Here is a 13,010-nt window from a genome sequence, read left to right as displayed (position 1 = left end):
CGATAAACTTAAACTGATCTTATAATTAAACTGCTTCAAAAGGCAATAAGATATAAGGCTTGTATTTTTTCTCTGATTGACTAAGCCAATTATTGTCTTTGCATTTCGAAATAATATCTTTTGCTTTATTGTCGCCAATTGATCCAGTCATTTGATTAGAAAAAGCCGTTTTAATTTTTCTTACCAATTCACTATAATTTATTTCGGTTTCTTTGCTAAAGGATTCCGTTAACAATTGATAAAGTTTGAAGTTCTCAATTTTATGAATATCCACCCCTCTTTCCTTTCTACTGTCTATCGGTGTAAATCCAACTGCTTCGACTGGTAAACCATCTTCGTTAATTTCAAATGAAAACGGTTCAGGCTCTATATTCCTGCACATCTCTGCTTTCATGGTTGAAATGTTTGGATTAGATTCCTCTTTCGTAATTGAAAGCACGGTTTCCGCTTTGTTATTTAATTCAGTCCCAATGTGTCCTCTCGCCTGCTCATTTCCCTTGTTTTGATGCAATACCGTTATAATATGTATATTCCTTTCTTCGGTTATCCTTAACAACCAAGACGCAATCATAGTTGCTTCAGCTTCATCGTTAATTGAGGTTATTAGGTCCTTGATTCCATCTATGACAACCAAACCAATTTTATCACTGCTGTAAATCTCTTCTTCAATCAATTTAAGCCTTTGCGAGGGCGTTAAACTTCTTAAATGATACGTAAATAGATTAGGCGGTTTTCTTATTCCTAACTGCCTACAAATGCGTTTTAGTGCTATCTGTACATGATATCTAGACTGTTCACTGTCAAAGTACAAGACCTCTTTTTGATTTTCAGGTAAACCACCGACAAATCGAGTTAAAATAGGTTCGTTTGATAATGCACAACTAACCGCTATATTAACAAAGAAGCTCTTTTTAGCTTTTGCTTTTCCATTGATTTGACTAAAGTTCCCTAAAGTTCCTAAAATTGCTACTTCATCATTTGAAGCATTTTTCAAAGCCCATGCGGGTTGTGGTGGCGGGATTTCTTCATCAGGATCAATAAGAAAAGATTTTCTAAATGCAATACTTTCGAGCTGTTCATCTTCTCCTTTTTGCAGGATCTCATCTATTTTTAAGTCTATCATAAATTTGAAGATTTAGCGTTTATAATATTCTTCAATTCATTTGTATTGACTCTTGGTACATTTGTGCTTAGGTACGTCGCCTGGTAGCCGGTAACCCTGCATCGTTGTTTACTTAGTTCAATTAATTTATTTTGTTTTTGTAATTTAGCTTTGTATCTACAAACATTGCACTGCGGAATATTTAAGGCTTTTGCTATCATTGCGCTGGTGGCGGTATTTGTTTGCAAATACTGGTAAATTCTTTTTTGTTCGTTTTTGGTCTTTTCGTTAGATTTCATTATCTTTGAAATTAATATTGGAAATTAAAAGGCGGTCTATAACTTTATAGACTGTTTTTTTGTTTAAGGGGGGTTATTGTAGCCATTAACTCGCTTCTTTTGTAGTAACATTTATTGGCGAACTTATAGACCGTTATACGTCCTTTATTCGTCCAGTGCCAAAGTGTTGAAGCGTTAATTTGTAGCAAATCCAAACACTGCTCCCTTGTAAGTAGATCATCGTTTTCGTTTTGGATTGTTAGCTCTTTTTTTAAGTCCTCTATTTGAGTTTTGAAGACTTTTGTAATAAGTTCCGTTAATTGGTCGGGACTTAAATTTTGTAGTAAAATTGAATTTTCCATATTGCATATCATTTGAAATTTGATACTGCAAATATATTTACAATTTAAACCTAAAGCATTGATTTACAATTGTTTAAACTTGTTTACAATCTTAAACAAGTTGTACAAGTTGCGTTAAGTTGTTTTATACTTAATTATCAAAGGATTAAGTTTCTTTAAAACAATATCGGTTGTTTCTGCATCTACTATTTTAACATTTTGCACACTGTTATAACTCCCAATATCTCGATTAAAGTATTTTTCTAACTCTTCAAATAATAGTTTAAATTCTTTAGTACCATAAATTAATATTTTTTCTTTGGTTAATATATCAATTACCGCCTTTATACTTTTACCTATTTCAGTTGGAAACATTTTTTTTAATTCCAGAAAAAATGCTTCTTTGTTTTCAATATTATGAATAAATTCAAATAATGTCTTTTTGAGTTTTTTAGGTTTATCAATTTTATTTTGTTCAGGCTTGTTTATTTCTTGTAACCTGTCATTTAAAAAAGATTCATATCGTACCGCCCACCAATATAAGTTGCGTATGCCTTCTTTAGTTTTAATAACTTCGCTTTCCATTAATTCCATGTGCTCTTCATAATATGGCTCATCTCCAAATAAAACAATCGGCTTTAACTCTGTGATTGCCTGTCTTACTTTGCTAAGTTTATGATCAATAAAAGAGACCTCGTCTGCTACATAGTTTATTTTAAGGAAATCTTGTAAATCGCCCATGTAAGTAATTGCAACCATAGTGCTCACGTCTTCTTGCTCTTTGATAGAATAGTTGCAAATTGTACGTCCGTTTTGTTGTTTAATTTCCATTATTTTGTTCCTGTTTTAAGTATTGCTGTCAATGTCGTTTTTATTCATTCCTTTTTTACTATTTAAAAGTATTTAGTCATTTCAAGTGCTAGATCTTTGTTGCTTTTACCTATGTAATTTAAAAACATTACTTCAGTACTATGTCCAGTAACATAAATTAAATAAGTGGTTGGTATTTTTCCGTAAAAGTTTGTAGCAAACGAACGCCTGCCGATATGCGAAGTAATTAAATCACATTTTCTATACAAACCAGTTTCTTTGCGATAAATTCCGCTTTCGGGTTCAGTTTCTAAATGCTTACTTCCTGTTACTTTTTGCGTCAATCCTGCTGCTTCGCAAACTAATTTAATGTAGTCGTTATACCTCTGATCTGAAATTGCGTAAGGGAACGCCCCGCCCCGCTTATCGAGTATTTCAATAATTTTCGGGTGTAGTGGCACGGTCATAATTTTATCGGTCTTCTTTTGGGTAAATTCAATCAGTTTTTTATCATTTTCAATTCGTATCATATCTGCAGTAAATCGCATAAAATCTGAAACCCTTTGCCCACAATAGCAGGAAATTATTAACCAGTCTTTTGCATTTTCTAAACTATCAGTTAATTTGCTTTTTTCAATGTTTTCAATTTTCTCTAGCTCATCAAAAGTTAAATATATTTTTTCAACTTTCACACTATCCAAACGTAAACTATCTAACTGCGGGTGTGTTTCAAGTCCTAAAAATCGAGCATGACGGCAAAAGGTTTTTATAAATGTTAGTTCCCTTTGCATTGTGTTTTGTGCGTAACTATTAGCTTTATAGTACTTTACAAATTCAGTTTTAAAACTATCATTTATTTCATTCAGCAAATAAGGATTTTTTCTAGTAATCTGCATTTTTTCAATTTTCGACTTAATAACTTTAAATTTTTGTATTGAAGTACTTTTGATTTCGTGTTTTCGATTTTCAATATAAAAATCAATGTACTTTGTTAGTTCCTTTGGTAGTGCTTCGTTTTGCTGCGGTGGATTGTAATAAAAATTAATTTCAGTTTGTAGCCAGTCTTTATCTATTGCCTCAGGATTAAAAGTATTAAAGGCGTTTAAAATATAGTTCTCTATTTTATTGAGTTCGGTATTTACTTCTAAACGTCTATTTGAAATTATTCCGTCTTTAATGTTTTTGATTCTAACGGCTTTAATTCCCTTTTCTTTATTTGCTTTGATTTCGGCATGATGTCCAAACCAATTTTGTTTTTCTATTTCTAACTTAGTATTCGCACCGATAACAAAATCTATATTGTTGAAACGGTACAATAAACGTACGTGCAAATTTGCTTTGTCTTTTGTCGAACGATATAAAAAATTAACTGTTGCCATCGTATTACTGTTTTTAATAATACAAAGATATTCAATTTGTACGATAGTTGTACGGCCAAATAAAATTTGTTTCAATTTAAAACAATCAAATGAATAAATTGATATTTATGTAAATGCCTTATTTAATTGGTTTTAGTGTTATATTTGCAATTATCAAAGTGTATTATTGTGTAAGTGATTGTATTTTTGGCAGTCCCATCCTCTCTGCAAAATAATTGAATGCTTCCTGAAAGGGAAGCATTTTTTGTTTGTGAGACTCTCTGTTTTCCGAGAGGCCATGGGTAATCTCTTTCGATCAACAACAAGACAAAGCGCAGCTTATTTTTTTACCGAGCCTTTTGGTATAATTATCTTGCTTGGTCGGGAATAGTGCTTCAAATTGTTTTTTGAAAGCAATACGCATCAAGAACCTTTCAAAATCCTATATTTGTATAATAATAGAAAAGAGCCCAATCGAAAATTCTAGTAAGACCGCTATGAAGCAATCATTCAACAAAAATAATACTATGCGAATCATTTTTAGTTTTTTTCTTGTACTATCGGTTTCTGCTATTTTTTCACAAGAAATAGAACCAATTATGGATAGTCCTGAAGTAAAGGTTGACTCCCTCTACAGAGAAGATCAATTTTATTTTGGGTTTACTTACAATACATTACAGCAGAAACCTGCAGGGATATCGCAAAGTAAGTTCTCAACAGGTTTGTCTGTTGGTTTTCTGAGAGATATGCCAATAAATAAAGAGCGAACCCATGCTATAGCAGCGGGACTTGGTTTTACATATAACAATTACATTCAGAACCTTGCCATAAAGGGAACGGAAGAAATGCCTGTTTATTCTGTAATTGACGATAATACCGTGTACGACAAAAATAAATTCACACAATTATTAGTTGATTTGCCCATTGAATTTAGATGGAGAACCTCTAATTATGAGAGTTATAAATTTTGGAGAATATATGGTGGTATGAAATTTAGTTATGTCCTTTACAATAGGTCTTTCTACAGTGATGCTGAAAACAAAGTAACAATTACTAATAACAAGGACTTTAATAAATTGTTATACGGGATCTATCTTTCTGGGGGCTACAATACCATAAATGTATATGCCTATTATGGATTAAATTCTATTTTTAAGACAGCAGAAATCGATGGGGAAAAGGTAAATATGAAGTCGCTTAATATTGGAATTATTTTTTATATTCTATAGCCATAAGTACAATAGAAACATTTGTGGGATAGTACCCAGAAAAAGCCCGATAATTAATTCCTTAAAAGTATGTGCTTTCATCACTAGACGGGATGAAGCGACAAATCCATTCGTAATAGTAAGAAATGTAATAGCAAACATGTTTTGGGTTTGATAATGCAGGCTTAGCCCAAAAACAAATACGGTCAATGCGCTTATACCCATCATATGAAGACTCGCTTTTGTCTTAACAAATAACAACATCATCGCAAATAAAGCGCTCAATAAGGCTCCTAAAAGGAAAAAGTGCAACTCGGGATACCGTTCAATTGTAATACTTTTTCGAACCAAAAGGATTAGTAAAAAGGATTGGATGAGAAGTGGTATTTTCCGTTCAGATACTAGTGGAACCATTATAGAACTAATTTTACCGCTTGCGCGCAAGAGAATGAAAAACAGTAGCGGAACCACGACGGTAATAATTAACACCTGAAGTAATACAAAATATTTTTCTTGATTTATAAAATAAGAATTATTTGAAAAAAGATAAAATAGCGTTGCATATACCGGAATGAACACCGGATGGAAAACATAAGAAAATAAGGGTAGGATTTTTTTCAAGAGTACTGCAATTAATTATACAGACAAATATAAGGAATATAGTAAAAAAGTCTCTTTAAAAATGTTTAGGATTTATAGGAAAGGTAAAATGGTTTCTCCCTTTTTAATTATGTTGTGTTGTCGTAACTTTGAAAACAAGTGTTATTTTTGAGGAAGTTATAAATGATGATTATTTTTAAATACGCTATGATTCTTACAATAGTATATCGTTTACCACACAACTATAAATAAAATCTGCTTTAATCGCAGTACATAAAAATGAGCATACTTATTAAAAATATAGTTCCTATTCTTAAGGCAAGAGCCGTGGGTAATATTGAACAAGCAGTAGTTGATACAGTTTCTATAGACAGTAGATCGTTGCAAAACAGTACCCATACTTTATTCTTTGCATTGGTTGGCCCCAATAATGATGCGCATACCTATATTAAAGATTTGATAGCAACGGGGGTGCAGAACTTTGTTGTTTTACATATTCCTGAAGGATGTGCAGATAAAGCTAATTTTCTTATTGTCGAAAACACTTTGGATGCATTACAGCAATTTGCCGCTTATTATCGCAGTGGTTTTCATTTTCCCGTTATTGGTTTAACTGGAAGTAATGGTAAAACAATAGTAAAGGAATGGCTCAACTTCTTGTTAAGTCCAGACTTTAATGTCATCCGAAGTCCTAAGAGCTACAATTCTCAGGTAGGTGTTCCACTATCAATATTTGCAATTAATGAAAAGCACAATCTAGGTATTTTTGAAGCAGGAATTTCCACTATTGATGAAATGAAAAGGTTAGAAAAGGTCATTAAGCCTACCATTGGGATTCTAACTAATATAGGTTCGTCGCATGATGAAGGTTTTGTTGATTTAGATGAAAAAATCAAAGAAAAATTAGTTCTTTTTCAAGAGACTGAAATTATAATCTATCAAAAAAGAGATCTTGTAGATAAATATATTTTAGCAAAAACAAAAACCTTTACCTGGAGTTTTAGAAAGGGGGAGGCTGATGTTTTTGTTTATAAAAAAGAAACAGAGGATCAAAATACAATATTATATTACAAGTACAATGGAGATTCCTATAAGTTGAAAATCCCATTTCAAGATACGGCTTCTATAGAAAATGCGATTTCTTGTTTGATGGCATTGTTATATTTTGATTATGATATTGAGACGATTCAATCGAGGATGCTATTGCTGTTTCCTGTCGAAATGCGACTAAAAGTAAAAACGGGAATCAATAACTGTAGTCTTATTGATGATAGTTATAGCTCAGATTTTCAGTCATTGAAAATTGCACTGGATTTTTTGGAAAGTCAAACGCAGTTCCAAAAAAAGACTGTCGTACTTTCTGATATTTTTCAGAGCGGATTATCAAATGAGGAGCTGTATTCTAAGGTTTCGCAATTGATTGTTTCTAATAACATAAGTCGGGTTATTGGCATCGGAGAAACTATTTCGCAATTCAAAGACAAGTTCGTCAATTGCGTTACGTTCAATACTACGGCCGAATTTATTTCTAATTTTGAAAGTCTTGATTTTGCGAATGAAACCATTTTGATAAAAGGAGCAAGGTCTTTCCAATTTGAAGAAATCGTTTATTTACTCGAAGAAAAAACTCATGAGACCATTCTGGAAATTAACTTGAATGCACTCAGTTACAACTTGAATTTCTTTAAATCCAAATTGAAACCAAATGTAAAAATCATGGTTATGGTAAAGGCATTCGGTTATGGAAATGGAGGTCTGGAGATTGCTAAATTACTCGAACACCACAAAGTGGATTATCTTGGGGTGGCTTTTGCCGATGAAGGAATTTCACTAAAGAATGGTGGTATTCAATTACCAATTATGGTTCTCAATCCAGAGAATACGAGTTTTTCTGCCATTATACAATATCAATTAGAGCCAGAAATATATTGTTTAAAAGGACTTTATGCCTTTTTGAAAATTGCAAAAGAAAAGAATCTGCATCATTTTCCTATTCATATTAAACTCGATACGGGGATGCATCGTCTCGGTTTTGAGGAAGATACAATCGATGAATTAATAGCTACTTTAAAAGGGAATGATAGTGTTCAAATACGCAGTATTCTGTCACATTTGGCAACAAGTGACGACTTGAAGCATCGTGATTTTACGCTTTCGCAGATTAATTTATTTGATACGATGTCATCTAGAATCGTGGCGGAATTAGGAGTGAATCCGATTCGTCATATTTTGAATACTTCTGGAATAAGTAATTATCCGGATTCTCAATTCAACATGGTTCGTTTAGGAATCGGACTTTATGGAGTGTCGAATGATCCTGCGGAACAAAAATACTTGGAAAATGTGGGGACTTTGAAATCTGTTATTTCCCAAATTCGGACTATTTCAGCAGGGGAGAGCGTGGGTTATGGACGAAAATTTATGGCTGAGAAACCTACAAAGGTTGCAACAATTCCCATTGGTTATGCTGACGGTATATCTAGAGGTTGGGGAAATGGGGTTGGATTTGTATCCATAAAAGACAAAAAAGCAAAGATTTTAGGGAGTGTCTGCATGGATATGTTGATGGTTGATGTTACTGAAATTAATTGTACCGAAGGAGATTCAGTAATTATTTTTGGCGAAAGCCCAACGGTTTCTTATATCGCCAAAAAGCTAAATACGATACCCTATGAGATTCTCACCAGTATTTCACAGCGGGTAAAGCGTGTTTTTTACCGATAAATTGACAAATAATTAAGACGATTTTAAAAGTGTCTTGATTATTTGATAATTTAGTTTTCTAAAATATTATTTAACTAAAAAAAACAATTATGAAATTTTTCAATGATTTTAAATCCTCTTTAATAAAGGGTGATGTATTAGCTTTGGCGACCGCTGTAGTTATTGGTGGCGCATTTGGTAAAATTGTAACTTCTGCTGTTAATGATGTGATTATGCCCATTATCGGGTTAATAACTGGAGGAATTGATTTTACACAAAAATTTATTACCCTTGATGGTAATACTTATGTCAATCTTGAAGCCGCTCAAAAAGCAGGCGCAGCTGTGATCACTTATGGAAATCTTGTACAAGCTACCATCAATTTTGTCATTGTCGCATTTTTTGTTTTCGTAATACTTAGAGCTGCTGAAAAAACAAAAAACAAAAAAGAAGTAGTTGTTACTGCACCTACTGGACCATCTCAAGAAGAATTGCTTACTCAAATTAGAGATTTATTGAAAAAATAAGAAGATTGCTAGACTGTATATTTAAGAAAAACCATCTGCAAAAACGGATGGTTTTTCTTTGTTGTTATAATTGTAACATTTTGTTATTATTTGTGAAGCGCCTTGTTTTGGTTTTAATATTACTTACTTTTGTAATTCAAATTTAATATTCAATTATAAAAATATAGAAATGAAAATAGCAGTTGTAGGTGCAACCGGTATGGTTGGAGAGGTTATGTTACAAGTATTAGCAGAAAGAAATTTTATATCGGATGCTGATGAATTAATTCTTGTAGCTTCAGAAAGATCAGTGGGTAAAGAAATTGCCTTTAATGGTAAAAACTATAGTGTTGTGGGATTAGCGACCGCTGTTGCAATGCAACCAGATATCGCATTATTTTCTGCTGGAGGTGATACTTCTTTAGAGTGGGCGCCAAAATTTGCTGCTGCTGGAACAACCGTGATTGATAACTCATCAGCATGGAGAATGGATCCAACTAAAAAATTGATCGTTCCTGAAATTAACGCTTCTTCATTAACTAAAGAAGATAAAATTATAGCTAATCCAAACTGTTCTACAATTCAAATGGTATTGGTTTTAGCACCTTTACATAAGAAATACAATATCAAACGCGTTATCGTTTCTACATACCAGTCCATTACTGGAACTGGCGTAAAAGCGGTTGAACAATTGGAAAATGAATATGCAGGAGTTCAAGGTGAAATGGCTTATAAGTACCCAATTCATAGAAATGCAATTCCTCAATGTGATGTATTCGAAGAAAACGGATATACAAAGGAAGAAATGAAATTGGTTCGTGAGACTCAAAAAATATTAGATGATAAAACAATTGCTGTTACGGCTACTGCAGTGCGTGTGCCTATCGTAGGTGGACATAGTGAAGCTGTAAATGTCGAATTTTCTAATGATTTTGTAGTTTCAGACATTCAAAATATTTTACACCATACAGACGGTGTTGTCGTACAAGACAACAATGATACTTATACGTATCCGATGCCAATTTATGCGCAAGGAAAAGATGATGTTTTTGTGGGTAGAATTCGTCGTGACGAAAGCCAAGCCAACACATTGAATATGTGGATTGTTGCTGATAATTTAAGAAAAGGAGCAGCTACAAATACAATTCAAATTGCTGAATACTTAGTAGCATCTAAATTGGTGTAACCAATTTAATATTATATTCTAAACCATCTGTTTTAACATTCTATCAGTTTTGTTAAAACAGATGGTTTTCTTTTTTTAAGATTTCCTACCTTTGCAGTGTATGAAAAAGAAGCAACTTGTAATTAGTCTCTCTTTGTCACTGACGGTATTGTTTTCAATACTGTTTCAGTCACTTCATACCTATGAGCATTTTGTAAAGCAATTCTCTGAAACAGAGTGTCATCATAAATATAGTAATGGAGAACCTGAAATAACGCATCAACATCATAATTTTGATGATTGTAAAGTGTGTCATTTTACTTTTGGGTCTTATGTTTCTCCTGACGTATTTGTATATTCACTTCAGTCAAATTTCGAAAACACTCCCTATTTCTTTGAGAAGGTAAAAACCTTTATTTCGTTTCCCGGCAGTTTGTATTCTCCTCGGGGTCCGCCTTTAGTTATTATTTAAATTATATTAATTTCCAACCAATCCTTATTATGTTTTGTTGGAACGCTTCACTTTTTAAATAATTTCAAATCAGTTATCTTTTAAAGATTTCTGTTTGAGTATATCACAATCATTTCTAATGAAAAAAATTATAATTACGCTATTACTAGGGTTTTCAGCGCTGCTTCATGCGCAAAGTAAAGTATCTGGTACGGTAACGAATATAGCAAACCAACCTATAAAAGGGGTTTCAGTCTATGCGCCAGAATTACATAAAGGCACCACAACTGATGAAAACGGAATATACATTTTGACAAATCTTCCTGACGGAAATGTTAAACTGAGTTTTACTTTCGTGGGTTTCACAACTGAGAATAAAACAATAAAAGGACTTGAAAAAGAAAGCACATTAGATGTGATACTTGAAGAAACTATTTTTCAGATGGATGAGGTAATTGTTTCTACCGCTTTCAATAAAATACAGTCACAAAATGTCATGAAGGTAGAACATGAAACCATTAAGGAATTACAACAAAAAGGAACAGCAACCTTAATAGAAGGATTAGCAACTATTCCTGGAGTTTCTCAAGTTTCAACTGGAACTTCAATAGGGAAACCTGTAATCCGTGGTTTGAGCGGAAACCGCGTTTTAGTCTACTCACAAGGAGTAAGAATGGAAAACCAACAGTTTGGTGACGAACATGGTTTGGGATTGAATGATGCCGGCGTAGAAAGTGTTGAGGTTATCAAAGGGCCAGCTTCGTTATTGTACGGTTCAGATGCACTTGGTGGGGTTTTGTATTTCAATCCGGAGAAATTTGCTGATGCGAACACATTCAAAGCTAATTTTAGTCAAAAGTTGTTTTCTAATACTTTAGGTAGTAATTCCTCTCTCGGATTAAAAACGTCGACTGAGAACTGGAAATTTCTGGCAAGAGGGAGTTACAATACGCATTCTGATTACCGTATTTCAGGAGGAGATCGCGTTACAAACACCCGATACAATGAAACAGATTTTAAAACCGGAATTGGATACAGTAATTCTAGTTTTTCTTCAGTTCTTCGATACAACTACAATAATCTAGACTTAGGAATTCCTGAGGATGGTATAGCAGATCAAAGCACAAGTAAAAACACGGGTTTTCCAAGGCAAGGGGTTTTTAGCCATTTGTTGAGTTTGAACTCTATTATCTATTTAAAAAATTCAAAATTGGATGTTGATTTGGGATATATTGCTAATGATCGTTCTGAGTTTGAGGATAGCAATGTGGCAGGATTGCGTATGAAGTTGAAAACTTTTAATTACGATGCGAAGTACCATTTACCAAGCATGGGTAAATTAGAATCAATTTTCGGAATTCAAGGTATGCATCAAACTAATACAAATTTTGGCGAGGAGTATCTAATTCCAGATGCAACAACAAATGATTTTGGTGTTTTTGGAACAGCTAATTATGAGTGGGGAAGCAATAGTGCAGTGCAAGCAGGTTTGCGTTTTGATAACAGAAAAATTACTAGTGTTGAAAACGGTACGGTTGGAGAAGAGGGGTATTTTAAAGCGATCGACAAATCATTTGATAGTTTTAATGCTTCTTTAGGTTACAAAACAAACTTAGCTGATGATTTGACCTTGCGATTAAATCTAGCTTCAGGATTTAGAGCACCTAATTTAGCTGAGCTAACTTCTAACGGAGTTCATGAAGGGACAAACCGTTATGAAATAGGAAACAGTGATCTGAAAACAGAACAAAATGTACAGTCTGATCTTAATTTAGAATACAAGAACAGTCATTTTGAGTTTTTTGTAAATGGGTTTTACAATCATATCAACAATTATATTTATACTTCACCTACAGGAACGGTATTGGATAATAATGATGTGTTTAATTATATTCAAAACAATGCTAAACTGTATGGAGGTGAAGTTGGTCTGCATTTTCATCCGCATCCTTTGGATTGGTTGCATTATGAAACCAGTTTTGAAACCGTTACGGGCAAGAAACAAAATGGCGATTATTTACCTTTGATCCCTGCGAACAAGTGGAGTAATACCATAAGAACTGAATTCAAAATGAAGAACTGGTTTGAAGAAGGTTTTGCTACTTTCAACGTTTCTACGACTTTCAATCAAGATAATGTAAGTGGTTTTGAAACGGAGTCTAATGGTTATACTTTAGTAAATTTAGGACTTGGTGGAACAGTAAAACTAGGTAAAACTGTTTTCGACGTTAACCTAAACGGAAATAATTTATTTGACAAAAAATATATCGCGCACCTTTCTCGTTTGAAAAACGATGGGATTGCAAACATAGGAAGAAATATAGTTCTGGGAGTTAATTTTAATTTGTAGAAAAATCATAAAACGCTATCCGAAAGGGTAGCGTTTTTTTTAACCGATAACTGCATAAAGCTTCGGTATGTTTTTTACTGTATATCTCATGTAATTTAAATTGATTTTGCGCTTACATTTTTTAATTTTTAACTCTCT

Annotated in this window: 11 protein-coding genes; 6 read left to right on the top strand and 5 right to left on the bottom strand. The window is 33.2% G+C overall.

Annotation, left to right across the window (positions count from 1 at the left end; genetic code table 11):
* Positions 1-25 precede the first annotated feature (25 nt).
* From QO182_RS11160 to QO182_RS11145, 4 genes are all read right to left on the bottom strand, one after another.
* Entirely contained in the window at positions 26-1,123 is a 1,098-nt protein-coding gene (locus tag QO182_RS11160; RefSeq protein WP_371561663.1) for an AAA family ATPase, read from the bottom strand.
* Positions 1,120-1,401 carry a hypothetical protein gene (locus tag QO182_RS11155; RefSeq protein WP_371561662.1) on the bottom strand — a complete coding sequence of 94 codons (282 nt, stop codon included), beginning with the start codon at positions 1,399-1,401 and terminating at the stop codon, positions 1,120-1,122. The genes QO182_RS11160 and QO182_RS11155 overlap by 4 nt, the downstream gene beginning before the upstream one ends.
* Positions 1,402-1,856: 455 nt before the next feature.
* A complete protein-coding gene (locus QO182_RS11150) occupies positions 1,857-2,552 on the bottom strand; it encodes a hypothetical protein (RefSeq protein ID WP_371561661.1) in 696 nt (231 codons plus the stop codon).
* A 62-nt stretch (positions 2,553-2,614) separates the two neighbouring features.
* Positions 2,615-3,910, bottom strand: coding sequence for a phage integrase SAM-like domain-containing protein (locus tag QO182_RS11145; RefSeq protein WP_371561659.1), 1,296 nt, complete (start codon positions 3,908-3,910; stop codon positions 2,615-2,617).
* Positions 3,911-4,416: 506 nt separating this feature from the next.
* Here QO182_RS11145 and QO182_RS11140 point away from each other — a divergent pair.
* Entirely contained in the window at positions 4,417-5,118 is a 702-nt protein-coding gene (locus tag QO182_RS11140; protein ID WP_371540890.1) for a porin family protein, read from the top strand.
* On the opposite strand, the gene QO182_RS11135 is transcribed toward QO182_RS11140, so the two are convergent.
* Positions 5,113-5,511 carry a hypothetical protein gene (locus QO182_RS11135; protein ID WP_371540891.1) on the bottom strand — a complete coding sequence of 133 codons (399 nt, stop codon included), beginning with the start codon at positions 5,509-5,511 and terminating at the stop codon, positions 5,113-5,115. The genes QO182_RS11140 and QO182_RS11135 overlap by 6 nt on opposite strands.
* Positions 5,512-5,976: 465 nt before the next feature.
* Between QO182_RS11135 and QO182_RS11130 the strand changes: the two genes are divergently transcribed.
* From QO182_RS11130 to QO182_RS11110, 5 genes are all read left to right on the top strand, one after another.
* Positions 5,977-8,421 carry a bifunctional UDP-N-acetylmuramoyl-tripeptide:D-alanyl-D-alanine ligase/alanine racemase gene (locus QO182_RS11130; protein WP_371540892.1) on the top strand — a complete coding sequence of 815 codons (2,445 nt, stop codon included), beginning with the start codon at positions 5,977-5,979 and terminating at the stop codon, positions 8,419-8,421.
* A gap of 89 nt (positions 8,422-8,510) precedes the next feature.
* On the top strand, positions 8,511-8,927 hold the full coding sequence (gene mscL / locus QO182_RS11125) for a large conductance mechanosensitive channel protein MscL (protein WP_371540893.1): 417 nt from the start codon (positions 8,511-8,513) through the stop codon (positions 8,925-8,927).
* A gap of 169 nt (positions 8,928-9,096) precedes the next feature.
* Positions 9,097-10,092 carry an aspartate-semialdehyde dehydrogenase gene (locus tag QO182_RS11120; RefSeq protein WP_371540894.1) on the top strand — a complete coding sequence of 332 codons (996 nt, stop codon included), beginning with the start codon at positions 9,097-9,099 and terminating at the stop codon, positions 10,090-10,092.
* A gap of 100 nt (positions 10,093-10,192) precedes the next feature.
* Positions 10,193-10,543, top strand: coding sequence for a hypothetical protein (locus QO182_RS11115; RefSeq protein WP_371540895.1), 351 nt, complete (start codon positions 10,193-10,195; stop codon positions 10,541-10,543).
* A gap of 118 nt (positions 10,544-10,661) precedes the next feature.
* Positions 10,662-12,872, top strand: a complete 2,211-nt coding sequence (locus QO182_RS11110; RefSeq protein ID WP_371540896.1) for a TonB-dependent receptor domain-containing protein — start codon at positions 10,662-10,664, stop codon at positions 12,870-12,872.
* Positions 12,873-13,010: the final 138 nt, after the last annotated feature.

It is taken from the genome of Flavobacterium sp. Arc2, assembly GCF_041431385.1.
GTDB lineage: Bacteria > Bacteroidota > Bacteroidia > Flavobacteriales > Flavobacteriaceae > Flavobacterium.
This window is presented reverse-complemented; position numbering and strand designations above follow the sequence as displayed.

Bases quoted from the DNA above. Each gene is read 5' to 3' on its own strand.
- QO182_RS11160 (WP_371561663.1), bottom strand. From the start codon at position 1,123: ATGATAGACTTAAAAATAGATGAGATCCTGCAAAAAGGAGAAGATGAA.
- QO182_RS11155 (WP_371561662.1), bottom strand. From the start codon at position 1,401: ATGAAATCTAACGAAAAGACCAAAAACGAACAAAAAAGAATTTACCAG.
- QO182_RS11150 (WP_371561661.1), bottom strand. From the start codon at position 2,552: ATGGAAATTAAACAACAAAACGGACGTACAATTTGCAACTATTCTATC.
- QO182_RS11145 (WP_371561659.1), bottom strand. From the start codon at position 3,910: ATGGCAACAGTTAATTTTTTATATCGTTCGACAAAAGACAAAGCAAAT.
- QO182_RS11140 (WP_371540890.1), top strand. From the start codon at position 4,417: ATGCGAATCATTTTTAGTTTTTTTCTTGTACTATCGGTTTCTGCTATT.
- QO182_RS11135 (WP_371540891.1), bottom strand. From the start codon at position 5,511: ATGGTTCCACTAGTATCTGAACGGAAAATACCACTTCTCATCCAATCC.
- QO182_RS11130 (WP_371540892.1), top strand. From the start codon at position 5,977: ATGAGCATACTTATTAAAAATATAGTTCCTATTCTTAAGGCAAGAGCC.
- mscL (WP_371540893.1), top strand. From the start codon at position 8,511: ATGAAATTTTTCAATGATTTTAAATCCTCTTTAATAAAGGGTGATGTA.
- QO182_RS11120 (WP_371540894.1), top strand. From the start codon at position 9,097: ATGAAAATAGCAGTTGTAGGTGCAACCGGTATGGTTGGAGAGGTTATG.
- QO182_RS11115 (WP_371540895.1), top strand. From the start codon at position 10,193: ATGAAAAAGAAGCAACTTGTAATTAGTCTCTCTTTGTCACTGACGGTA.
- QO182_RS11110 (WP_371540896.1), top strand. From the start codon at position 10,662: ATGAAAAAAATTATAATTACGCTATTACTAGGGTTTTCAGCGCTGCTT.